Source organism: Myxococcus xanthus (genome assembly GCF_006402735.1).
GTDB classification, from domain to species: domain Bacteria; phylum Myxococcota; class Myxococcia; order Myxococcales; family Myxococcaceae; genus Myxococcus; species Myxococcus xanthus_A.
Genome location: NZ_CP017174.1, coordinates 4,977,507 through 5,003,893 on the forward strand (window position 1 = coordinate 4,977,507; position 26,387 = coordinate 5,003,893).

A 26,387-nucleotide genomic window follows, 5' to 3' on the forward strand; every position below is an offset into this window, starting at 1 on the left:
ATGAGCGCAGTGTCCAATATTGAGCACGACCCCATCGCAATCATTGGCATCGGCTGCCGCTTTCCAGGGGGCGCTAAGTCACCGCGCCACCTCTGGGAGCTGCTCACCCAGGGCCGCTGCGCCATCGTAGAAGTCCCGAAGGAGCGCTGGGACCACCGCCGGTACTACGACCCGGACCCAGACAAGCCAGGCAAGACGTATGTGCGGGCGGGAGGCTTCCTGCAGGAGGCCATCGACACGTTCGACGCGGCCTTCTTCTCCATTTCGCCCCGGGAGGCGGCGACGCTCGATCCGCAGCAGCGGCTGCTCGCGGAGGTGGCGTGGGAGAGCCTGGAGGACGCGGGCCTTCCGGCGGACAAGCTCGCGGGCAGCCCCACGGGGGTCTACGTCGGCGGGTTCATGCTGGACAGCATGCTCACGCACATGGGGCCGATGAACCGCGAGCTCATCGGACCGCACACGGCGGTGGGCTCGACGATGACGGTGCTCTCCAACCGCCTGTCGTACATGTTCGACTTCCAGGGGCCGAGCATCTCCCTGGACACGGCGTGTTCCTCGTCGATGGTCGCCGTCCACCTGGCGTGCCAGGACCTGCGGAACGGCACCACGTCACTGGCGCTGGCGGGTGGCGTCAACGTCATGTTCCGGCCCGAGATCTTCGTGGCCATGAGCAAGGGCAAGTTCCTGTCGGCGGACGGGTACTCCAAGAGCTTTGATACCCGCGCGGACGGCTACGGCCGTGGCGAGGGCGCCGGCATCGTGGTGCTCAAGCGGCTCTCCGACGCGGTCCGAGATCAGGACCGCGTCTACGCCGTCATTCGAGGAACGGGCGTCAACCAGGACGGACACAGCGAGTCCATGACGGCGCCGAGCTCTCGCGCGCAGGAAGCGCTGATTCGCCGCGTCTGCGCCAGCGCCGCGCTGGACCCCACTGAAATCCATGCCTTCGAAGCCCATGGCACGGGCACCGCCGTGGGTGACCCGGCGGAGCTGGGAGGCCTGGGCGCTGTCTCCAAGCGCGAGGACGGCCAGGGACCGTGGGTCGGCTCGCTCAAGGCCAACATCGGGCACCTGGAGGCAGCGGCCGGCGTGGCCGGGCTGATCAAGGCGAGCTTGTGCCTGCAGCACCGGCAGCTGCCCCCGCAGGCCAACCTGCGCAACCTCAACCCCGCCATCCCCTTCGACACGCTGGGCATCCGCATCCCGCGCGCGCTCGAAACGCTCGCGCCCCGCCAGGACGAGCCGCTGCGGATGGGCGTCAACTCCTTCGGCTACGGCGGCACCAACGCCCACTGCGTCATCGAGCAGGCGCCCTCCGCCGAGTCGCAGGCCCGCGCCGACGGCCCCCCGGCGCCGCTGCTGCTCCCCCTCTCCGCCCGCAGCCCCGAGGCCCTGCGCGCCCTGGCCCAGTCCTACGCGGAGATGCTCGCCGCTCCGGCGTCGGCCTCGCTGTCGGACATCTGCTTCTCCGCGGCCACGCGCCGCGCCCACCATGAGCACCGGCTGGCGCTGCTGGCGACGGAGGACGTGGCCGACCTGACGGCGCGGCTGACGTCCTTCGCGTCGGGCAACCCCGCCGAACTGGGCACTTCCGGCCGAACGCTCCAGGCCGCGGATGCCCGGCCCGTCTTCGTGTTCACCGGCATGGGGCCCCAGTGGTGGGCCATGGGCCGGGAGCTCTACGCGCAGGATGCGCTCTTCCGCGCCACCCTGGACCGCTGCGACGCCCTCTTCCAGCGGCTGGCGGGTTGGTCGCTGCTGGAGCAGATGCTCGCGGACGAGAAGTCCTCCAACATGGCGCGGACGGACATCGCGCAGCCCGCGAACACGTTCCTCCAGATTGGCTTGCTGGAGATGTGGCGACGCGCGGGCATCACGCCCGCGGCGGTGATTGGCCACAGCGCGGGTGAGGTCGCGTCGGCCTATGCCGCCGGCCGCTTCACGCTGGAGCAGGCCATACTCGTCATCTACGAGCGCAGCCGCATCCAGGCCAAGGCCGCGGGACAGGGCAAGATGGCCGCCGTGGGCCTCTCTGAGGAAGGCGCGCGCGCCGCCATCCGGGGGCGTGAGGACCTGGTGTCCATCGCCGCCATCAACGGCCCCAACGCGGTGACGCTGTCGGGTGACGCGAAGGCCATCGAGGAGATCGCCGCGGAGCTGGAGGCGCGCGGCGTGTTCCAGCGCATCCTGAAGGTCGAGGTGCCGTACCACAGCCCCGCCATGGAGGGCCTGAAGCCGGAGCTGCGCCGCTGCCTGGCCGCGCTGAAGCCTTCCGCCGGGCACCTGCCCACCTACTCCACCGTCACGGGCGGGCGCATCGAAGGCATTGCCTACGACGCGGAATACTGGTGCGACAACATCCGCGAGCCCACGCTCTTCGCGAAGGCCGCGGGGCAGATGCTGAAGGACGGCTACCGGCTCTTCATCGAGCTGGGGCCCCACCCCGTGCTGCTGGCGTCCATCAAGGAATGCTGCGCGGAGGCCCGCGTCGAGGGCCGCGTCCTCACCTCCCTCCGGCGGCAGGAGCCCGAGCACAAGACGTTCATCAAGGCCGTGGCCGAGCTCTACGTCGCGGGCATTCCCATCGACTGGAGCGGCCTCTATCCGCAGGGCTCGCGTTACACCCCGCTCCCCACCTACCCCTGGCAGCGAGAGAGGCACTGGCACGAGTCGGAGGAGGCCCTTACGGACCGCCGGGGCTCGACCGAGCATTCGCTGCTCGGCCCCCGCGTCTCCGCGCCGTTGCCCACCTGGGAGCGCGGGCTGAACGCGCGCTTCCTGCCGTGCCTCCAGGACCACCGCGTCCGGGGCTCGCTCGTCGTCCCTGGCGCTACCTACGTCGAGCTGGCGCTCGCCGTTCGCCGCGCCATGGGCCTCTCGGAACCGCATGCGCTGGAAGAGGTGCGGTTCGAGAACGCGCTCGTCGTCACCGGCCATGACGAGCCCGTCGTCCGGACCACGTACGACGAGGCGGCCCAGACGGTGACCATCTACAGCCGGCCGCGCGACAACCGCACGGCGTGGACCCGCCACGCCACCGCGCGCATCCGCCGGAGCGTCCATACGCCGCCGGAGATGCAGGCCCGGGTGAGCGAGCTCGGCATCCACGCAGAGGCGCCGCTCGACACCGAGGCGCTGTACCGGATGCTGGCGACCCGCGGGCTCGAGTACGGCCCCAGCCTGCGCGGCATCCGCACGCTGCGCCGCAACGAGAAGGAACTGCTGGCCGAGATTGTCCTTCCCGAAGCGGAAGTGGCCCGCATCACCGCCGATTCGCAGCTGCTGCTCGACCCCGTGTGGTTGGACCCCTGCCTCCAGGCCATGGTGTCCTGGCTTCCCGAGGACGACACGCGGCTCTACCTGCCCATGGGCTGCCGGAGCATCCAGCTCTCCACGCCACCCGAGCCCCACGCGCCGCTGTGGTGCCATGCCCGGATTCGCGCGCGCACGGCCCACACGCTCGAGTGCGACATCACGCTGCTGGACGGCGAAGGACGGGTGTCCGCGAGGCTGACGGGCGTCGAGTGCGCCGCGCTCGCGGACCGTGAGGAGTCCGTGCCCAGGCCGGCGTTCTACGACTGGACGTACACGCACGCCTTCGAGGCCACCGCCGAGGAGCTGCCCGCGAAGAGCCAGGGCACCTGGCTCGTCTTCGCCGACCAGGGCGGAATCGGCGCCGAGCTCACGCGTGAACTCCAGCGGACCGGCATCCAGGACCTGGTCCTGGTGACGCGGGGCGAGACGTTCGTCCGCGAGTCGAACCACCGCTTCCAGATTCGCTTCGGAAACGCGGAGGACGTCCATTCCCTCGTGGAGGCCGTGGGCCGCGTCCGCATCCAGCACGTTGCCTACCTCGCCGGCCTGGACGCGCGTCCGGGAGCCGAGTCGAACGACGTGCAGGCGCTGCTCGACGTGGTGCTGGCCCTGGCGCCGGGCGATGGCGCGTCGCTGCGCATCGTCACCCGCGACGCACAGCGCGCGGCCCCGGGCGACGCTCTGGGCGCGCTGTCCGCCACGCCGCTGATTGGCTTCGCGCGCGTCGTTCCCGCGGAGTTCCCGCACCTGCGGACCCGCTCCATCGACCTGCCGAAGAGCGCTGCGGCGTCGCAGCCGGAGCTGATCGAACGGCTTGCCCGCGAGCTGCTGGCGGACACGCAGGAGGAGGAGGTCGCGCTTCGCGATACCCGCCGCTTCGTCCGCCGCCTCAGCGCGAAGCCCCTGCCGGAGTGGGAGGCCCAGACGAAGGGCACGCCCGCGCTGGCTGGTGTGGAGCAGGTGTTCGAGATCGCCCTCGACGGCGCCGAGCGCCGGCCGCGTCGCGCCACGCGCAAGCAGCCTGCGCGCGGAGAGGTCGAAATCAAGGTCACCCACGTGACGCTGACCCGCGCCGCGGCCGTGCAAGGCAGGCGTGCATCCGACACGCACTGGCCGCTGGAGGTGGGCGGTGTGGTCGTCGCGGTGGGCGAGGCCACCCCGGGCTTCACGTCCGGCCAGGTGGTGCAGGCGCTGGTCGCGCAAGAAGCGCCCGTGGTCGGCACGCACGTGGTGCTGCGCCTGGACCGGGACTTCATCAGCGCGGGCACGTCCCAGGGACGGCTGCTGCCCTTCCTCGGCGCCGAGTACGCGCTCCATGTGCATGGCCACATCCAGCCCTCCGAACGGCTCCTCGTCATCGGGGACGCCGGTGGCGTGGGGACCGCCGTGGTCGAGCTCGGCCGCGCCGCGGGAGCCCGGACGGCCATCATCCTGGACGGCGACACGCGGCAGGCGCCAGAGGGCGTTCGCGTCTTCGACCGGCGCTCGCCTTCCCTCCCGGAAGACATCCTGGCGTGGACGGACGGCGCGGGCGTGGACCTGCTGGTGAACGCGTCCTGCGACGCGGAGCCCACCATCACCAGTGTGCTCGGAGCCTTCGGCCGCTTCGTCGATGCGGGCCCGCTCGCTCCGGCGGAGGGCCTGTTCGCCACCGCCTGGCCCCGTGGCGCGGCCTGCGCACGCGTGGACGTCGCGGCCATGCTGCGCCAGCGTCCCCAGGAGGTCGCCGCACGGCTCCAGTCCGTCCTCGGCCGGTTCCAGACCCTGCCGGCGCTGCCGTCCGAGTCCTGGTCCGTCACCCGCGCGGAAGAGGCACCGGCCTGGCTGGCGGAGCATTCGCGGGACCAGGGCCTGGCCCGGCTCACGCTGACGTTCGCCGACGGTGAGCCGCTCGCGCTCGCTCCGGCGGCGGACGAGCCGCTCTTCGATGCGAACGCCACGTACCTCGTCACCGGTGGCTTCGGCGGGTTCGGCCTCGCGCTCGCCCGCTGGATGGTCGCGGAGGGTGCGCGGAACCTCGTGCTCACCGGCCGAAAGGGCGCCTCCACGCCGGAAGCCAGGCAGCTGGTCCAGGAACTGGAAGCTGCCGGCGCTCGCGTCACCGCGGCCGCCGCGGACGTCAGCAGCATGGACGACATGCGGGCGCTGTTCGCGCGCATCGACGCCACGCACCCGCCGCTCAAGGGCGTGCTGCACACGGCGGCCGTGCTGGACGACGCGCCGATGCCCGACCTGAACCTCGAGCGCATCCAGCGCGTCATGGCTCCCAAGGCGGGCGGCGCGTGGACTCTTCACGAGCTGACGCAGGACCGGCAGCTGGACCTCTTCGTCCTCTTCTCGTCCGTCGCCGCGCTGATTGGAAATCCGCGGCAGGGCAACTACGTCGCGGCGAACAGCTTCCTCGACGCGCTCGCGGAGCACCGGGCCGCGCGAGGGCTGGCGGCCATCAGCATCCACTGGGGCGTCCTGGGTGAGTTCGGCATGGCCCAGGACGAAGCGGTGCGGACCTACCTCGAATCGCTCGGCCTCAACCCGATGGCGCCCGCCACCGTGTTGACCGCGCTCAAGCGGGTGCTGCGCCTGCGCACGCCGCAGCTGGGCCTCTTCGATGTGCAGTGGTCCAAGCTGGGCCGCGCCGCCCCGCACCTGGGCAAGTCCGCCAGGACGGCACACCTGCTGGGCAGTGCCCAGGGTGGCGCCCAGAGCGAGGCGGAGCAGCTCCGCGGACACCTGTCGGGTCTGGCCCCCGAGGCCCGGCAGCCGGAGCTGGAGAAGTTCCTCGTCGAGCGGCTCGCCACCATCCTCCAGATTCCCATGGAGCGGGTGGAGCCGCAGAAGCCCCTGTCCCTGCTGGGCGTGGACTCGCTGCTGTCGATGCAGGTCCAGCGGACCATCCGCGAGGCGCTCGGCGTCGAGATTCCCGCGCTGGAGCTGCTGCGCGCCGGGAGTCTGGTGGAGGTCGCCACCAACCTGTCGTCGAAGTTCGACGGGCCCGCGGCCGCCGCCGCTGCGCCCGCGCCGGAACCGGTGACGGAGGAAGCCGAAATCGAGCAGCAGGTGAACAGCATGTCGGAGAGCGAGCTGGACACAATCCTCCAGGCCATGCTCGCCGCGCAGACGGCGCAGGAGAGGGAGACGGCATGAGCACCCCGGCTGACAACATGAAGGGCCTCTCGCTCGAGGCGAAGCGCAAGCTGCTCGCCGAGCTCATGGCGAAGTCCGGGAAGGCGGCCCCCCGCCTCTCCCCGCTCGCGTCCGGCCAGAAGGCGCTATGGCTCCTGCACCAGCAGGACCCGGAGAGCGCGGCCTACAACACGCCCTTCGCGCTGCGCATCCGCTCGCAAATGGATGTGGCGTCGCTCAAGCGCGCGTTCGGAATGCTGGCCGAGCGCCACGCGTCCCTGCGCACCACGTTCTCGTCCACCGCGGAAGGGCAGCTCGTCCAGACGTGCCACCCGACCCTCGAGCCGAGCTTCACCCACGTGGACGCGCAGGGCTGGAGCGCCGAGCAGCTCCAGGCCGAGGTGGCCCGCGCCTACCGTCAGCCGTTCTCCCTGGAGCGGGGCCCGCTGCTCCGGGGAAACCTCTTCTCCCTGGAGGCCGAGGACCACGTCCTCCTGATGACCGTCCACCACATCGTCTACGACGGGTGGTCCGCGGGCATCCTCCAGCAGGAGTTCAATCAGCTCTATCAGGCCATCGCGCGAGGCGAGCAGCCGTCCCTGCCGCCCGTCACGGGCAGCTACGCCGCCTTCGTCGCGCAGCAGGCGGAGACGATGTCGGGTACCTCGGGGCGGGCCCACTGGGACTACTGGCAGAAGAAGCTCGATGGTGAGCTTCCCATCCTGGCGCTGCCCGCCGACCGCAGCCGGTCGGCGGTCGCCGCGAACCGGAGTGGCGCGAGCCCGTTCCGCCTCTCCGCGGAGCTGACGGCCCGTATCAAGGCGCTCGCGCAGAGCGCCGAGTCCACGCCCTTCGTCGTGCTCGTATCCGCCTATGCCGCCCTGCTGGGGCGTCTGGCGCGGCAGGAGGACATCCTGATTGGCTCGCCCACGGCGGGCCGGCCCGGCTCCGCCTTCCATGACGTGGTGGGCTACTTCGCCAACGCGGTGGCGCTGCGCGCGGACCTCTCCGGCGCGCCCTCCACCCGGACCCTGCTGGGCCGGATGCGCACCGTCGTCCACGAGGCGCTCGCGCACCAGGACTTCCCGTTCGCATCGCTCGTGGAGCGCCTGGACATCGAGCGCCGTCCCGGCGTGTCTCCCCTCTTCCAGGCGTCCATCTCGCTTCACGCCTCGCGCGAGGGCGGCGGCGCCATGGCGCTGTGGGCCTCGCCCGACGAGGACGCCCGCGTCTATTGGGGCAACCTGCAGCTCGAGCCCTTCCCCATCAGCGACCAGGAGTCGCAGTTCGACCTCACGCTGGAGATGTGGGAGACGCGAGGCGCCTTCTCCGGCGTGCTGCGCTTCAACCGCGCCCTCTTCAACGACGACACCGTCGCCCTGTGGCGCGGCTACTTCGAGAAGCTCGTCGAGGAGATGGTCCGCGCACCGGATGAGCCGGTGGCCCGGCTGTCCCTGGCGGTCAAGGCCCCGTCCCCCGTACACGAGGCGCGCGTTGGAAGCGCCCCGGCCGTCACCACCGCCCAGACCCTCACCGGCTGGTTCGAGGCCCAGGCCGAGCGCAGCCCGAATGCCACCGCGCTGACGTTTGGCGAGACGCACCTCAGCTACGCCGAGCTCAACGCCCGGGCGAATGTCCTGGCGCATGCGCTGCGCGACCACGGCGTGGGCCCCGAGTCCCTGGTGGGCATCTGCGTCGACCGCGGCGTGGAGCTGGTCGTCTCCATCCTCGGCGTGCTCAAGGCCGGCGGCGCCTATGTGCCGCTGGACCCCGCCAGCCCGAAGGACCGGCTCGCGTTGATTCTGGAGGACGCGGAGGTCGCCGCGCTGGTGACCGAGTCCAGCCGCACCGGCGAGCTTCCCACCCAGCGTGTGCCCACCATCTTCGTGGACGCGCTCGACTGGCAGGGCGGCCGGCGTGCGCCGAATCCCGCGCCGGCCATCACGCCGGACAGCGCCGCCTACGTCATCTACACGTCCGGTTCGACGGGGCGCCCCAAGGGCGTCATCGTCACCCACGCCAACGCCACCCGCCTGTTCACCACGTCGGAGCCGCTCTACGGCTTCGGGCCGGATGACGTCTGGACGCTGTTCCACTCCGCGGCGTTCGACTTCTCCGTCTGGGAGCTCTGGGGGCCGCTGCTGTACGGCGGGCGCCTGGTCGTCGTGCCCCACTGGATGACGCGCGCGCCCGAGGCCTTCGGTGAGCTGATTGCGCGTGAAGGCGTGACGGTCCTCAACCAGACGCCGTCCGCGTTCCGTGCGCTGACGCGCGCGCCGTCCATCGCGGATGGCAAGGGCGGCCGCAGCCTCAAGTGGATCATCTTCGGCGGAGAGGCGCTGGACGCGGCGACCGTGCGCCCCTGGTTCGAGCGGTATGGGGACGCCGGCACGCAGCTCATCAACATGTACGGCATCACCGAGACCACGGTGCATGTCACGTACTACCGGGTGACAGAGGCCGACCTCACCTCCGCCGCGAGCCCCATCGGGCGCCCGCTCCCGGACCTCGAGCTGCACCTGCTCGACGAGCACGGCCAGCCCGTGCCGGCCGGCGTTCCGGGGGAGATGTACGTCGGCGGCGCGGGTGTTGCGCGCGGCTACCTGAAGCGCCCCGAGCTCACCGCACAGCGCTTCATCGAGGACCCGTCTTCGCCGGGCAAGCGGCTCTACCGCTCGGGCGACCTCGCCATCCGCCTCCCGGATGGCGGCTTCACGTACCTGGGGCGCATCGACGACCAGGTGAAGATTCGCGGGTTCCGCATCGAGCTGGGAGAAATCCAGTCGGTGCTCGCCACGCACCCGGCGGTCGCGGATGCCTACGTCACCACGCATGAGCGGAGCGCGGACGACCGGCGCATCGCAGCCTACGTCGTGCCCAGGGACAACGCCGCGGAGACGCTCCTGTCCTCGGATGCGGACGGCGGCGTCGGTGACACACACGTGGGCGAGTGGAAGGCGCTCTACGACGACCTCTATGCACGCTCCGCCAGCGAGCCGCAGCTGGACCCCAGCTTCAACATCGCGGGCTGGGACAGCAGCTACACCGGCGCACCGCTCAGCGCGGAGGCGATGAAGGAGTGGGTCGACCACACGGTCCACCAGATTCTCGTGCGGGAGCCCCGCCGCGTGCTCGAGATCGGCTGCGGCACCGGTCTGCTCCTCACGCGGATCGCGCCGTCCACGGAGGCCTACTGGGCCACGGACGTCTCGGGTGTCGTCGTCAACATGCTCCGGGGCGTCACGGCGAAGTCGGCCGGGCTCGAGCATGCGAAGCTCTTCCACTGCGCGGCGGACCAGTTGGACGGCATCGACTTCGGCGACATGCGCTTCGACGCGGTGATGCTGAACTCGGTGGTCCAGTACTTCCCGAGCGCGGAGTACCTCGCCCAGGCCCTGGAGAAGGCTTCACAGCGGCTGGACACGGGCGGCGTCATCTTCGTGGGTGACGTGCGGAACTTCCGCCTGCTGGAGGCCTTCCACGCGTCCATCGTCCTGGCGCAGGCGTCCGGCACGCTCGAGCCGCAGGTGCTCAAGGCCCGCGTGGCGCAGCGCATGGCGGCGGAAGAGGAGCTGGTGCTCGCCCCGGACTTCTTCTGGGCCCTCAAGCAGCGCATCCCCCGCCTCACCCACGTGGAGATTCGCCCGAAGCGGGGCGCGTGCCTGAACGAGCTGACGCGTTTCCGCTACGACGTGCTCATCCACCTGGACACCCCGCCCAGCCCCGCCTCCGACGTGGCCTGGGGCCCGGGCAACGTGAGCCTGCCCGAGCTCCGCGCCCGGCTGACCCAGGACGGCACCCGGCGTGTCGGCCTGCGCGGCATCCGGAACGCGCGAGTCGAGGCATCCTTGGACGCCCTGGCGAGCGTGACGGATGGAGCGTCCTCGCGGCCCGGCTCCTTCGAGAAGCTCCGTCGGCGTGTGCTGGACCGCGATGCCACGACGCCCGCGAGCGATCAGGAGCCTGGCATCGACCCCGAGTCTCTCCACCAGCTCGCGGAGGCCCTGTCCCTCAACGTCGCCTTGGACTGGTCGCGCGGCGGCGTGGATGGTTCCTTCGATGCGGTCTTCAGCCCGGCCGCGAAGTCGGCGCACGGGCCCGTGGCCCTCTTCGGCAGTGCACCAGAAATCGTCGCGGGGGCGCGCCGCGCCAATGACCCGCTCCGGAGCCGGGTGGACCGCCGCCTGGAGAGCGAGCTGCGCAAGCGGTCGCAGGCGAGCCTTCCCGAGTACATGGTGCCCGCGAGCATCATGGTCGTCGACCGGATTCCCCTGACCGAGAACGGCAAGGTCGACCGGCGCGCCCTGCCCGTTCCATCCGTCTCACAGGGCCTGGAGACGGCCTACGTCGAGCCGCGCAACGGCGAGGAGGAGATCCTGGCCAGCATCTTCGCCGAGCTGCTCGGCGCGGAGCGCGTGGGCGTGCACGACAGCTTCTTCGACCTGGGCGGCCACTCGTTGCTGGCCACGCAGGTCGTGTCCAGGATTCGCGCCGTGCTGGGCGTGGAGATTCCGCTGCGCACGTTCTTCGCGAGCCCCACCGTCGCGGGGCTCGTGGCGGCCGTCCAACAGCAGCGCCAGCGCCCCGGAGCGGCCGCGGTCGACTTCACCGGGCCCATGGAGCGCCCGGAGCGCATTCCGCTGTCCTCCTCCCAGGAGCGGCTGTGGATCGTGGACCGCATCGAGGAGACGCGGGCCCCCATCTACGTCATCCCGCTGGTGCTCCGGCTCCGAGGCCCCCTCCACCACGAGGCCCTGCGGCAGAGCCTGGACGCCATCGTCCAGCGACACGAAGTGCTCCGCACGTGCTTCCCGGCGGAAGGCGCGCAGCCCTTCCAGGTCATCTCCACGAACGTCTCGACCGAGCTTCCGCCCAGTGAGGAGCTGGTCCATCCGGCCGGCGCTTCGGAGGCGGAGCTGCTCAAGCTCATCCAGGTCCAGGCCGGCTTGGAGGTCTCCCGGCCGTTCGACCTCGAGCGGGGTCCGCTGCTGCGGATGCGCCTCTTCCGCATCTCGGAGTCGGACCATGTGCTGGTCCTGACCATGCATCACGTCGTCTCCGACGGCTGGTCCGTTGGCATCCTCGCGCGTGAGCTCGCGGCCGGTTACAACGCGCTGCGCTCGCAGCGTGAGCTGGCCTTGCCGCCGCTCCAGGTCCAGTACGCGGACTTCGCGCTGTGGCAACGGCAGCTCCTGCGGGACGGTGCGCTCGCGGAGTCCATTGAAGCGCACAAGCAGCGCCTTGCGGGGGCGCCCACGTCCCTCAACCTCCCCAGCGACCGGCCCCGGCCGGAGACGCCGACGTACCGGGGCGGCGTGGTCCGCTTCGACGTGGACCGTTCCCTCACGGCGCGCCTGAAGGAGCTGAGCCGCCGGGAAGGCGCCACGCTGTACATGACGCTGCTGGCAGCCTTCACCGCCTACCTGTCACGGCTGAGCGGACAGAAGGACCTCATCATCGGCTCGCCGGTGGCGAACCGGAATCGCGCGGCGGCGGAGCCGCTGATTGGCTTCTTCGTCAACACGCTCGCGCTCCGGATGGACCTGTCCGGCGACCCCAGCTTCCTGGATCTGCTGTCGCGCGTCCGGCGCACGGCCCTGGACGCCTACGCGGACCAGGACGTGCCTTTCGAGAAGCTGGTGGAAGTGGTCGCGCCCGAGCGGAGCCTCAGCCGCCAGCCCCTGGTCCAGGTGATGTTCGCGCTTCAGAACGCGCCGTTCTCACCGCCCGCGCTGGACGGGCTCGACGTGCAGCTGCTCGACCTGGACAGCGTCACCGCCAAGTTCGACCTGACGCTGTCGATGCAGGAATCCACGGATGGCCTCTCCGGCCTGCTCGAGTTCAGCGCGGACCTGTTCGACCGCGAGCGCATCGAGCGGATGGCCGAGCACCTCGTCGTCATGCTCCGTGAAGCGGTGCAGGCGCCAGAGCGCCGGGTGCCCGAGTTCGCGCTTCTGGGTGCGAGCGAAGCCAGCCTGGTGGCGAAGTGGGAGCAAGGACCCAGCGCGCCGTCCGTGCCGGACTCGGTGGTGGAGCTGTTCCAGGCGCAGGTCGCGCGCGCACCGGAGGCCATTGCCCTGGAGCATCGCGACGTCCGCCTGAGCAACGGCGAACTCGACCGGCGCGCGACGCGCCTTGCCCGGCACCTGGTTTCGCTGGGCTTCGGACGGGAGAAGCGGGCCGCCATCTGCCTGCCGAAATCGGTGGACTTCATCACCTGCATCCTGGGCGTGTGGAAGGCCGGCGGCGCGTATGTCCCGCTCGACCCGGAGTACCCCCAGGCGCGCCTGGGCCACATGCTGGACGACTCGGGCGCGGAGGTGCTGCTCACGGAGCGCGCCCTGGGCGAGCGGCCGGGCTTCCGGGGCCAGACATTGTGGATGGATGAGCCCCTGCCGGAGCACGCCGAGCCGTCCACCCTCCCGTTCCCCGACGCGGGCTCCGCCGCCTACGTCATCTACACCTCGGGTTCCACCGGGAAGCCGAAGGGCGCGGTGCTGGAGCACCGGGGCGTGGCGAACATCGCCGTGGCCTCGGTCCCGCTCTTCGGGCTCGGACCGGACAGCCGTATCCTCCAGGCGGCGTCGCTGTCCTTCGACGTGTCCGTCTGGGACATCGTGATGGCGTTCGCCAGCGGCGCCCGGCTGGTGCTGCCCACCGATGAGACCGCGCGCGTGGGCGAGGCCCTTGCCACGGTGCTCACGGAGAAGCACATCACCCAGGTGGTGCTGTCACCCTCCGCGCTCGCGACGCTGCCGGAAGGGGCCTATCCCGACCTCCGCGTGCTCATCACGGCCGGAGAAGCGCTCCCCGCGGAGCTGGTGAAGAAGTGGGTGACGGATACCCGTCGCTTCGTCAACGCGTATGGTCCGACCGAGACGACCGTCATCGCGACAGTCGCCGAGCTCAAGAAGGGCGACACGGGCGTTCCGTCCATCGGCCGGCCCCTGCCGGGGCTCGTGGCGCGCATCCTCGACGCCGACCAGCGGCAGGTCCCCATCGGGGTTCCCGGCGAGCTGTACGTGGGCGGTGTGGCGCTCGCGCGGGGGTACCACGGACTCGACGAGCTCACCCGGACGCGCTTCATCCCGGACCCCTACTCCGACGCTCCGAACGCCCGGCTCTACCGGACCGGCGATCTCACGCGCTGGAGTGCCGACGGCAGCATCGACTTCCTGGGCCGCATCGACGACCAGGTGAAGCTGCGCGGCTACCGCATCGAACTCGGTGAGGTGGAAGCCATCGTCGACAGTCACCCCGCGGTCCAGCGGTCGGTCATCGTGGTCCACCAGGGGCAGCTCGCGGCCTATGCCGTGGGCCGTCCAGGCACGTCGCTGACGATTCAGTCCCTGCGCGACCATGCCATGGGCCTGCTTCCGAACTACATGGTGCCGGCGCACTTCGTCGTGCTGGAGACCTTCCCGCTGACGCCCAGCGGCAAGGTGGACCGCAAGAAGCTGCCGGACCCCGTGCAGGCCCAGGCGCCCGCCGCCTTCGCCGACGCGCGGACGCGGGAGGAGCAGCTCCTGTCCAGCATCTGGGCCACCGTTCTGAAGAAGGAGTCCGTGGGCATCCACGACAACTTCTTCGCGCTCGGCGGTGACTCCATCCTCGGGCTGCAGATCATCTCCCGCGCCACACAGCAGGGCCTCCGGCTGCGTCCGCGCCAGCTGTTCGAGCACCAGACCATCGCCGAGCTGGCGCGCGTGGCCTCCAGCACCCAGGTGGTCAACGCCGAGCAGGGCCTCGTGACGGGAAGCGCGCCCCTCACCCCCATCCAGCATTGGTTCTTCGACCAGAACCGCGCCGGGCCGCAGCACTTCAACATGGCGGTGATGCTCGACGTGGAGCCAGGAATCGACCTGGCCGCGCTCCGCGGTGCGCTCGAAGCGGTGGAGCGCCACCACGACGCGCTCCGCTTCCGCTACCGCAAGGACGGTGACGGCTGGACCCAGTTCCACGCGGAAGAGGAGGCGCTGACTGGCATTCCCCTGGACACGCTGGACGTGGACGGGAGTGAGCACGTGGAAGAGGCGCTCGCCGACCTCCACGAGTCCATGGACCTGGAGCAGGGCCCGCTCATGCGCGCCGCCCTGCTGCGGCTGGGTGGGGACTCCGCGCGGCTCGCGCTGGTGGCCCACCACCTGGTGGTGGACGCCGTGTCGTGGGGAATCATCATCGAGGACCTGCTGACGGCGTACAGCCAGCTGTCGAATGGCCAGGAGGTCGGCCTCCCGCCGAAGACGACGTCCTTCCAGCACTGGGCGAAGCGGCTCGAAGCGTATGCGGCGACGCCCAACGCCCGGGCCGAGCTCGACGCCTGGCTCGCCACGGCGCAGCGGGACGACTCCCAGGACCTGCCACTGAACGACCCCCACGCCCCGGACACGGTCAGCGACGCGGGCACGCTCGTGACGTGGCTGGAGGCGGAGGAGACCCAGCTGCTGCTGAACGAGGTCCCGACGGCGTACGACGTCAAGGTCAACGAGGCCCTGATTGCCGCGCTCGCCCGGACGCTCACGGGCTGGTCCGGCAACAGCACCGTCCGAATCGATTTGGAAGGCCACGGACGCGAGTTCCTGTTCGAGGATGTGGACCTGAGCCGCACGGTGGGCTGGTTCACCGCGCTCTTCCCGCTCCGCCTGCACGTGGGGGCCCGGGAAGGCGTGCGTGAGACGCTGGCTCGCGCGAAGGACGCGTTGCGCCGGACGCCTCGTGGCGGAATCGGCTACGGCGTGCTCCGTGCGCTGTCGCCGGATGCGTCGATTCGTTCGAGGCTCGGCGCGATTCCGAACGCGGGCATCGTCTTCAACTACCTGGGACAGATGGGCGCAGTGCCGACGCAGGGCGTGGTGCGAGGCGGCGCCAAGGAGGGACTGGGCCTGCTGCACGCGCCTGGTGCCACCCGGCCCCACCGCATCGAGCTCAACGCCGTGGTCGAAGCGGGCCAGCGACTCCGCCTCGACTGGACCTTTGGCGCCAAGGTCTTCCACAAGGAGACCATCGAGCGGCTGAACGCGGAGTTCCACGCCAACGTGCGAGCGATGATTCGCGAGCGCGCGGAGCCCGCCGCTGCGGTCCGGGTGGCGTCTGACTTCCCGGCAGCGCGTCTCAGTGCCAAGGATTTGAAGCGCGTGCTCACGCTGACGAAGAAGCCGCGATGAGCCAGGTGGATGGTGAGGGGCAGGACAGCGCCATGACGTCAGAAGAGTCGATCGAGGACATCTACGAGCTCGCCCCCATGCAGCACGGCATGCTCTTCCACGCGCTGATGGAGCCCGGCGCGGGCATGTACGTAGAGCAACTGAGCTGCGAGGTCCGGGGGGACCTACCCATCGAACGTTGGAAGGAGGCCTGGCAGCATGTCCTCGCCCGGCACCCCATCCTGCGCTCGGGCTTCCTCTGGGAAGGTCTGGAGAAGCCGCTCCAGGTCGTCGCGGTGGAGGCCGAAGTCCCCTGGCGCATCGAGGACATCCGGCACGTGCCGGCGGATGCGCAGCAGCGGTGGATTGAGGACTTCCTGCGCGAGGACCGGCTCCAGGGCTTCGATCTGGGCACCCCGCCCCTGATTCGCTGCGCCCTGCTCCGGCTCGACGACGCGCGCCACCTGTTCGTATGGACGTACCACCACCTGCTGCTGGACGGGTGGTGCTTCTCCATCGTCCTCCGTGAGGTGCTCGGTGCCTTCGAGGAGGGCGTCGCAGCGCTGCCGCCAGCCGCACGCCCCTACCGCGACTACATCGCCTGGCTCCAGGAGCAGGACCCCGCCCGCGCGGAGTCCTTCTGGCGCGAGCGGCTCCAGGGCTTCAAGCAACCCACGCCACTGCCCTTCACCGAGCGGCAGGACGCCAGCGGACCGGCGGGCGATACGCAGCCGGAGGTCACCAAGCGGCTATCGCCGGAGCTGACCGCGCGGCTCACGGGCTTCGCGAAGTCACACCGCTTGACGCTCAACACGCTGGTCCAGGGCGCGTGGGCGCTCGTGCTGGCGAGGGCGACAGGCACGGACGACGTCATCTTCGGAGTGACGGTCTCCGGCCGCCCCGCCGACCTTGCCGGTTCCGAGTCCATCGTCGGACTCTTCATCAACACCTTGCCCCTGCGAGCGCGGCTGGATGGCACGGCGCCAGTCGCCACCTTCCTGTCGGGGCTTCAGGCCCAACAAGGCGCGGTCGAGCCGTATAGCTACGCCTCGCTGGCGGACATCCAGCATTGGTCGGACGCGCCGAAGGACCGGCCGCTCTTCGAGAGCATCCTGGTGTTCGAGAACTATCCGCTCGACGCCTCGACGCTCCTGCCTCGCAGTGGCCTCACCATCAGCTCGGTCAACACACACGACCGCATCAGCTACCCACTGGCGCTGGTTGCCATCCCGGGTGAGTCGCTGGAACTGCGCGTCATGTACGCGGCGGACGCGTTCTCCCGTCCGATGGCCGAGCGCATCGCGCGGTTGCTGGAAGCCGCGCTCGAATCGCTGCCGGGCGCGAAGACGGTCGGCGAGATCGACCTGATGGAAGAGGCCGCCTGGGGCGTGCTGGCGGAGTGGGGCCAGAATCCCCGTGCGTTCGACGTCACCAGCCCTGTGACGACGCTGTTGGCTCGGGCCGCGCCCGACGCGACCGCCGTGGTGGGCCCCGACGGACAGTCCATCAGCTACCGCGAACTCGACAGCCGCGCCGAGCGCGTGGCGCGGCACCTCCGTCAGCTGGGCGCCGGACGGGAGCGCATCGTCGGCGTGTGCATTGGCAGGTCCGTGGAGATGGTGGTGGCCCTCCTGGGCGTGCTCAAGGCGGGAGCGGCCTACCTGCCCCTGGACCCCAACTATCCCGCCGAGCGGCTCGCCTACATCGTGGGCGATGCGGCCCCGGTCGCCATCCTCAACACGGGTGCGGACCCCATCGCGGACACGCGCGTTCCCCGACTCGACGTCTCCCGAGTCCTGAACGAGTCGAACACGCCCGACGTGCCCGCGAAGGAGCTGGTGCAGCTGGATGACCTTGCCTACGTCATCTACACCTCGGGTTCGACCGGCGCGCCCAAGGGCGTGCTGGTCACGCACCGCAACTTGATGAACCTGGTCTCCTGGCACACGGAGGCCTTCGGACTCACGGCGAAGGACCGGACGACCCAGCTCGCCAGCACCGCGTTCGACGCCGCCGTCTGGGAAATCTGGCCGACGCTCGCCGCAGGCGCCACGCTGCACCTCGTCCCACCTGAGCTGTCGAGCGCGCCCGCCGACCTGGCGAACTGGCTGGTGGCGCAGCAGATCTCCATCAGCTTCCTCCCGACGGTGGTCGCCGAAGCCGTGCTGGCCTTGCCGTGGCCTTCGCCGTGCGCGCTGCGCTTCGTGCTCACGGGTGGTGACCGGCTCCACGCCACACCGCCCGCGGGACTCCCCTTCCAGCTCGTCAACAACTACGGCCCGACCGAGACGACGGTGGTGGCGACGTCCGGAACCGTCGCTCCGGATGGCAGACAAGGGCTGCCCTCCATCGGCCGGCCGGTCGCCAATGCCCGCATCTACATCCTCGACCGCCAGCGGCGTCCCGTCCTTCCGGGTGTCGTCGGAGAGCTATACATCGGCGGCGCGGGCGTCACCCGGGGATACCTGAACCGGCCGGACCTGAACGCGGAGCGCTTCGTTCCCGACCCGTTCGCGGGTGTGCCCGAAGCGCGCATGTACGCGAGCGGCGACTTCGCCCGGTTCCTCGCGGATGGGAGCATCGCGTTCCACGGCCGCGCGGACCGTCAGGTCCAGATCCGCGGCGTGCGGGTGGAGCCTGGCGAAATCGAGGCCGCGCTGGCGGCCCACCCTGACGTCACCGCTGCTGCCGTGGTGAGCGAGGCGCAGCGGCAGAACGGTGACGTCCGCCTGATTGCGTTCGCGGCCAGCGACCGTTTGCCTCAGCCCGACGCGGCCGAGCTCATGCACTTTCTGGCGACGAAGCTCCCCGCGGCCATGATTCCCAGCCGGGTCATCGTCATCGACCGGCTTCCGCTCACGCCCAACGGGAAGGTCGACACCACGGCGCTCGAAGCGCGTGCCCAGGAGGCCCAGCCACAGGTGGCATCGGCCGCACCCCGCACGCCCCATGAGGAGATTCTCGCCGGCATCTGGAGCGCGGTGCTCGGCCAGGAGCACGTGGGCATCCACGATGACTTCTTCGACCTCGGGGGACATTCGCTGAAGGCGACCCAGGTCATCGCGCGCACCCGCGAAGCCTTCGGCGTCGACATTCCCGTCCGAGCCATCTTCGAGCGCCGGACCATCGCGCAGCTCGCAGAGACGCTCTCTGGACAGGGCACGGCGGTCGAGCCCATCCCGCACGTGGAGCTGACGGGAGACACGCCCGTTGCTCCGGGCCAGGAGAGCCTGTGGTTCATCGACGCGCTCGGGGGGGACAGCGCGGCGTACAACGTCCCGTTGGTGCTCCGGCTCCAGGGGACGCTCGACAGCAGCGCGCTCGCGAGGACGCTTCAGCTCCTGGTTGAACGCCACGAGGCGCTCCGGAGTACCTTCCATGACCGTGGAGGCACGCCCGTCCTGCGCGTCCAGGCGCCTGCCGCCTCCGTGCTCGTGAGCGAGGACATCTCCCCTGCCCTCCTCGACACACGCATCGCCGAGGAAGTCGCCGCGCCCTTCTCGCTGACGAAGGGCCCGCTCTTCCGGGCGCGTCACTTCCGGCTCGCACCCGACAGCCACGTCCTGGTCCTCAACCAGCACCACATCATCGCCGACGCATGGTCCGTCGGGGTCCTGCTGCGCGAGTTCTGCATCGTGTACGCCTCGCTGGTGAGCGGCACGGAGCCGGCCCTGCCCGCGTTGCCCGTTCGCTACGCGGACTGGGCCGCATGGCAGCGGCAGCGGCTGGAATCAGGACGCCTGGACGAGAGCGTTGCCTTCTGGCGTGAGACCTTGAAGGACGCCCCGCCCGTCCTTCCGCTTCCCACCGACCGTCCGCGACCGGAACGGCAGCGGTTCCATGGGAAGACCCATGGCTTCGTGCTCGAAGCGCCGCTGGGCCAGCGGCTCGAAGCGCTCTCCCGGAGCTCGGGCGCCTCGCTGTTCATGACCCTCCTTGGCGCCTTCGCCGCGTATCTCGGGCGCATCAGTGGCCAGGAGGACGTGGTGATTGGTTCGCCTGTCGCCAACCGCGACCGGCACGAAACGGAGGGAGTGGTCGGGTACTTCCTCAACACGCTCGCGCTCCGCGTCGACCTGTCTGGAGACCCGACGTTCTCCGAGCTGCTGCTGCGCGTCCGCAAGATGGCGCTCGATGCCTACGCGCATCAGGACGTTCCCTTCGAGAAGCTGGTGGCCGCACTCGAGCTGCCGCGTGGACTGGCGCACAACCCGTTGTTCCAGGTGATGTTCGTCCTCCAGGGCCAGAGCGGTGGCGAGCTCCAGCTCCCCGATGTTCGCGCCGCGATTCAAGCGCCGGAGAGCTCGACGTCGAAGTTCGACCTCACCTTCTTCGTGGAGCCGCGCGAGGGCGCTCTTTCCTGCAGCATCGAGTACGACACGGACCTCTTCGACGCGGACCGGATTGACCGGATGGCCGCGCACCTCGGCCGGCTGCTCCAGGCCATCGCCGAGGAGCCCGAGCTCCACACCTCAGAGCTCCCGCTCTTGTCCAACGAGGAGCGGCGTCTGTACGCCGACCTCAACCGCACCGAGCGCAGGTACACCGGCCGTACCCTCCCCGAGCTGTTCGAGCGTCAGGCCCAGAAGACGCCTGACGTGGTCGCGCTGGAGCACCAGGGCGAGACTCGGACCTACCGGCAGCTCCACGAGGCCGCGGAAGCCCTGGCCGACCGGCTGGGCGCATTGGGCGTGGGCCCAGGGGTCCGGGTTTCCATCTGTCTGGACCGCTCCGTCAATGCGCAGGTCGCCCTCCTCGCGGTCCTCAAGGCCGGTGGCGCCTATGTGCCGCTCGATCCGACGTACCCGCCTGAGCGCCTTCGCTACATGCTGGAGGACGCCAAGCCGCGCGTCCTGCTCACGGAGAAGAAGTACAGCGGTCTGCTACCGTCCCAGGACCTGACGCAGATCCTGCTGGATGACACGCAGGCGCCTGCCACGAAGACGCCGCGGCCCCGGGTGGAGCCGCATCATCTGGCCTACGTCCTCTACACGTCGGGCTCGACGGGCAAGCCCAAGGGCGTGGCCATGCCGCACCGGGCACTGGTCAACCTCATCGAGTGGCAGACCGAACACGCCCGCCCCCTGCGCACGCTCCAGTTCGCGCCGCTCAACTTCGATGTGTCGTTCCAGGAGACCTTCTCCACCTGGTGCTCGGGTGGCACGTTGGTCCTCATCGATGAAGGCACGCGACGCGACCCGGACGCGCTTGCTGCGTACCTCGATTCGGCGCGCGTGCAGCGCCTCTTCCTGCCAGCCGTGGCGCTCCACCATCTGGCGCAGGCCGCGCTGCGCACCGCGCACCGCGTGCCGGGACTCGCGGAGGTCATCACCGCGGGAGACCAGCTCCGCATCACCGACCCCATCCGCCGCTGGTTCCAGGAAGGTGGCAAGCGCCTTCACAACCACTACGGTCCCACCGAGTCGCATGTGGTGACGGCGCATGAGCTGGAGGGCGACCCGCGGCAGTGGCCCGGACTGCCGCCCATCGGGCGGCCCATCGCCAACGCCGCGGTCCACCTGCTCGACGCGAACCAGCGTCCCGTTCCGGTGGGCGTGCCCGGAGAGCTCTATCTGGCGGGCACGTGCCTCGCGGATGGATACCTGTCGCGGCCGGACCTCACCGCCGAACGCTTCGTCGACCTGCCCCTGTCTCCCTCCGTGCGGGCGTACCGTACTGGCGACCTCGGCCGGTTGACGCCGGAGGGGAGCATCGAGTTCCTCGGCCGCGCGGACGACCAGGTGAAGATTCGCGGCTTCCGCGTGGAGCCCGGCGAGATTGAGCGCGCCCTGTGTGCCCACCCCGGCGTCCGCGATGCGGCGGTCATTGTCGACGGGGATGCCACGCGCGAGAAGCGGCTCGTCGCCTACGTCGTCCCGGAGACGGCGCCGCTGGCCGAGCTGCCGGACTTCCTCGCCAGGGACCTGCCCGAGTACATGGTCCCCGCACTGTTCGTGCCGCTGCCCGAGCTGCCCCGCACGCCCAGTGGCAAGGTCGCGCGTCGTGCGCTCCCTGCGCCCGTCGCTCCGGAGCAGGCCGATAGCACGTTTGAGCCGCCCCGCACGCCCACGGAAGCGACCGTTGCACGGGCCTTTGAACACGTCCTGGGCCGCGGCGCTGTCGGACGCGACCAGGACTTCTTCGAGTTGGGTGGACACTCGCTGCTCGCGATGCAGGTCGTCGCGCGGATTCGCGGCGACGTGGACGCGGAGTTCCGCGTCTCCGACCTCTTCGAGCAACCGACAATCGCCGCGCTGAGCCGGCTGCTGGACGCTCGTCACGGAAGCCAGACGCTGACGCGGTCTCGGATTGAACCGGCCCCGGAGGGCGCTGACATTCCGCTGTCGTTCTCACAGGAGCGGCTCTGGTTCCTGAACCAACTGTTCCCGGAGAACTCGGCCTACAACCTGCCGATGGCGCTCCGGCTAACGGGCACGCTGGATGCCGAGGCCTTCCGGGAGAGCCTGGCAGATATCGTCCAGCGCCACCCTGTCCTCGGCATGCGCTTCGTCGAACGGGATGGGGGCGTGTGGCAGGAACCCCGGACACAGCGCACGGTGCCCTTCGAGCAGGTGACGCTGGGACCGACATCGCCCGAGGCGCTCCGTGGCCTCATCGATGAAGAGGCGGCACGGCCCTTCGACCTGGCGAACGGCCCGCTGTTCCGCGCGAAGCTCTTCCGGCTCGGAGACACGGAGCACGTTGTCGTCGCGACGCTGCACCACACCGTCGGTGACGGCTGGTCCATCAGCGTGCTCGCACGCGAGCTGTCCCAGCTCTACGCGGGACGCGTCTCTGGCCAACCGGTGTCACTATCCCCTCTCGCGGTCGACTACCGGGACTACGCGTACCAGCAGCGGCGGCACCTCCAGGGAGAGGTGCTCGAGCAGCGCCTCGACCACTGGCGACAGGTGCTGCGTGGCGCGCCTTCGGCCCTGGACCTGCCGATGGACCGCCCTCGCCCCGCCAAGGTAAGCATGCGTGGCGCGACCGAGCGCATCTCGTTGGGCCACGAGCTGAGCGGCGCCATTGAAGCCCTGAGCCTGCGCACCGGCGGAACGAGCTTCATGGTGCTCCTGGGTGGTTTCGCCGCGTATCTCGCGCGCATCACCGGGCAGGAAGACATCGTCATCGGAACGCCCGTGGCCAATCGCGACCACGCGGAGCTGGAGCCGTTGATTGGCTTCTTCGTCGGGACGCTGCCGCTGCGCGTCGACCTCTCCGGAGACCCGACCTTCGAGGAGGTGGTGACCCGCGCCCGGGGCACCGCGCTGGACGCCTTCGCGTACCAGGATGTCCCGCTCGAAAAAATCGTCGAGGCGGTCAACGTCGAGCGGAGCCTGAGCCACACGCCCCTGTTCCAGGTAATGCTGGCGCTCCAGAACACGCCCACCAGTCAGTTGAGCCTGCCAGGGCTGACCTTGGAGCCCATGGCGCTCGAGCTGGGCACGTCGAAGTTCGACCTCTCCCTCTCGTTCGAGCCCAGGCCCGAGGGCCTGACCGGCGTCATCGAATACAGCACGGACCTCTTCGATGCCTGGCGTATCCAAGCCATGGTGCGGCAACTGACCGGGTTCCTCACGCGGCTCGTCGCCACGCCGCGCGCGCGGATTTCGGAAGTCGACCTGCTGAGTGACGGGGAGCGCGCGGCGCTCAGCCCTCGGGCTCCCGAGCCGATGCCCCGACTCCCAGCCGTTCATGAGGTCATCGCGGAGCAAGCGCGGAAGACGCCCGAGGCCATCGCCGTCGAAGCGGAGGACGGCACACTGACCTACGCGGCCCTCGAGGCGCGGGCCAACGCCGTCGCCCAGGCGCTCGTGCGCCGTGGCGTCACGCCGGGAGCGCTCGTCGCACTGGCGGTGGAGCGCTCCGCCGGGATGATGGCGGGACTGCTGGGCATCCTCAAAGCCGGGGCGGCCTATGTCCCGATCGACCCTGCCTACCCGCGCGAGCGACGGGCCTTCATGCTCGAGGACAGCGGTGCCCGACTGGTCATCACCCAGGCGCACCTCGCGGACTCATTCGCGAGCGCCGAGGTGCTCGTGCTCTCTGAAGAGACCCAGGACACGTTCGACGCACGAAGCGGGGACCTCGCCTACTGCCTGTTCACCTCCGGCTCGACGGGTCAGCCCAAGGGCGTGCTGATTGAGCACCTCAGCCTCGCCAACCACATGCAGTGGATGGCGGAAGCGCTGCCGCTCAGCTCAACGGACCGGCTGCTGCAACGCACCTCGCTCAGCTTCGACGCGTCCGTGTGGGAGTTGTTCGCGCCGCTGATGGCGGGAGCCCGGCTGGTGCTGGCACCGAAGGGCCTCACCGCGGACACGGAGCACCTGGTCCGCGTGCTTCAGGAGCGCGGAATCACCGTGCTTCAACTGGTGCCTTCATTGCTGACGGCGCTGGTGGAGGAGCCTGGGCTCGCGGGCGTCTCGACGCTCCGGCGCGTGTGCGTGGGCGGTGAGCCCCTGCCTTCGGCGACGGTCCGCAAGGTCTTCAGCCGCTCGAAGGCCGAGGTCTGGAACTTCTACGGGCCGACCGAGGCAACCATCGAGGCGGTCGTCCATCGCTGCGAGCCGGATTCGGTCGGCGTCCATGGCCCCACGGAGCCCATTGGCCGGCCCATCCTCCGGATGGAGGCGCTGGTCCTCGATACGAAGCTGCGGCCCGTGCCCACCGGCGTCCCCGGAGAGCTCTACCTGGCGGGCCCCGGCCTCGCCCGGGGCTACCTGAAGCGCCCCGAGCTGACCGCCTCGCGCTTCATCGAGCACACCTTCCCGGGAGGCCCCACGCTCCGCATGTACCGGACGGGTGACGTGGTCCGCCGCACACCGGATGGGACGCTCCTCTTCGTGGGTCGAGCGGACCGCCAGGTCAAGCTGCGCGGCCACCGCATCGAGCTGGGCGAGGTCGAGGCCGCCATTGCCCGCCATCCGTCCGTGCGCGACACCGCGGCGCTAGTGCGAGGCACCGGTGGCGACGCGCGGCTGGTGGCCTTCGTGACGTCCCAGGATGGCGCGCCGCGCCTGGAAGCCGCCGAGCTGCGCGGCTTCGTGGAGCGGCAGCTCACGGCCTCCATGGTGCCTGGACAGTTCGTCTTCCTGGAGGAACTGCCCCACGCGCCCAACGGCAAGGTGGACCATCGCGCGCTGGCCGCGATGCCCATTGACGAGGCGCGCGTCACCCGTCCGGAAGGACTGCCGCGCGACGCCATGGAGCTGGAGACGGTGCGGCTCTTCGAGGAAGTGCTGGGGATGCGCGCGGTGGGCATCCACGACAGCTTCTTCGACCTCGGCGGCCACTCCATGCTCGCGCTCAAGCTGAAGCTGGCGGTGGAGAAGCGGCTGAATCGTCCCTTCCCCCTGGTGTCCCTGTTCCAGAATCCGACACCGGCCCAGCTCGCCAAGGTCCTCCGCACGGGCGACGCGAAGGCGTCACCGCTGGTCCCGCTGACGCCCGCCGCCCATGCGATGATGTCGCCACCGTCTGAGCCGTCAGCGGCCCCGCCCACGCCGGCGCTCTACCTGGTCCCCGGGGGCGGCTCGACACCTTTCTACCTGCTCTCCCTCGCACGGCATCTGGAAGGCGCCGCCGTGTTCGGGCTCCAACCCCAGGGCCTGGACGGAGAGGCGCCGCCCCACGAGACGGTGGAGTCCATCGCCACGTGGTACGCGGACGCCATCATCGCCGTGCAGCCCCAGGGCCCCTACTGCATCGGTGGCCATTCGCTGGGCGGGCACATCGCCTATGAGCTCGCGCAAGAGCTCCAGGCCCGTGGCAAGGACGTCCGCGTGGTCGCGATGCTCGACACCGTGGCGCCCTTCCCGGAGGCAACGCAGCCCCTGAGCGACAACTGGGACACCGCGCAGTGGATGGCCCACCTGGGCGGCGTCATGGAAGGCTTCTTCAACGTGAAGCTCGACCTCGTCCTGCCGGAGCTCCAGGCGATGGATGAGGCCCAGCGCCTGCAATTCTTCGTGACGCGACTCCAGGCAGTGGCCGTCCTTCCCGAAGGCGCGCAGCCCAGCCACGTGCAGGGCATCCTCAACGTCGCACGCGCCCACGACGGGCTGAACTACCGGCCACGCCGCACGCTGCCGGTGCCCCTGGTGGTCTTCCGCGCCGAGGACCGAAGCGATCCGCACCGGGCGGAGCTCGATGGCCTCCTGGAGGACGATACGCTGGGCTGGAGCCGCTTCACGGGGACCGACTGCGCGGCCCACCCCGTCCCGGGGACCCACCTGACACTCATCCGCGACCCGCACGCGGCCGTCCTCGCCCATCACCTGCTGCCGCACCTGCCCCGTCCGACACCCGCCCCATGAATGTCCACAACGTCCTGAAGCTCCTGCACCTCATCGCCGTGGTGGTGTTCCTGGGCGACATCGTCGTGACGGCCGTCTGGCGGCTGCTCGCGGACAGGACGCGCGAGCCCCGGGTGATTGCCTATGCCCTGCGGCTGGTGCAGTTCACCGACAAGTACCTGCTGGTGCCCAGCGTCTTCGCGCTCGCCGCCACGGGCATGCTGCGCGCGCACCTCCAGGGCATCCCCCTGTGGACGAACCCGGCGCTCGCCGCGGGACAGGTGTGCTTCATGCTGTGCGGCGTGGTGTGGAGCCAGACGCTGCGCCCCATCCAGGCGCGGCAGTTGGCCATGGCCGAGGCGCTGGGTGACGCCGGGGCCTCGTTCGACGACTACCTGCTGCTCACGAAGAAGTGGTTCCGCTGGGGCATCCTGGCCATGGCGCTCGCCTTCGGCTCCATGGCGCTGATGGTCCTTCACTGAAACGCGAAAGGGAGCCCGCCCCA

At 70.2% G+C, this 26,387-nt stretch carries 4 protein-coding genes; all 4 read left to right on the forward strand.

From position 1 onward, the window contains the following. Genes BHS09_RS20470 through BHS09_RS20485 form a run of 4 tightly spaced genes read left to right on the forward strand, consistent with a single transcriptional unit; the run spans position 1 to position 26,364 of the window. Positions 1-6,459, forward strand: a complete 6,459-nt coding sequence (locus BHS09_RS20470) for a type I polyketide synthase (RefSeq protein ID WP_174260566.1) — start codon at positions 1-3, stop codon at positions 6,457-6,459. Next, on the forward strand, positions 6,456-15,602 hold the full coding sequence (locus BHS09_RS20475) for a non-ribosomal peptide synthetase (protein ID WP_140798659.1): 9,147 nt from the start codon (positions 6,456-6,458) through the stop codon (positions 15,600-15,602). Before BHS09_RS20470 ends, BHS09_RS20475 begins: the two co-directional genes overlap by 4 nt. Further along, positions 15,599-25,903, forward strand: coding sequence for a non-ribosomal peptide synthetase (locus tag BHS09_RS20480; RefSeq protein WP_140798660.1), 10,305 nt, complete (start codon positions 15,599-15,601; stop codon positions 25,901-25,903). The genes BHS09_RS20475 and BHS09_RS20480 overlap by 4 nt, the downstream gene beginning before the upstream one ends. Beyond that, positions 25,900-26,364 carry a DUF2269 family protein gene (locus BHS09_RS20485; RefSeq protein WP_140792410.1) on the forward strand — a complete coding sequence of 155 codons (465 nt, stop codon included), beginning with the start codon at positions 25,900-25,902 and terminating at the stop codon, positions 26,362-26,364. The genes BHS09_RS20480 and BHS09_RS20485 overlap by 4 nt, the downstream gene beginning before the upstream one ends. Positions 26,365-26,387: the final 23 nt, after the last annotated feature.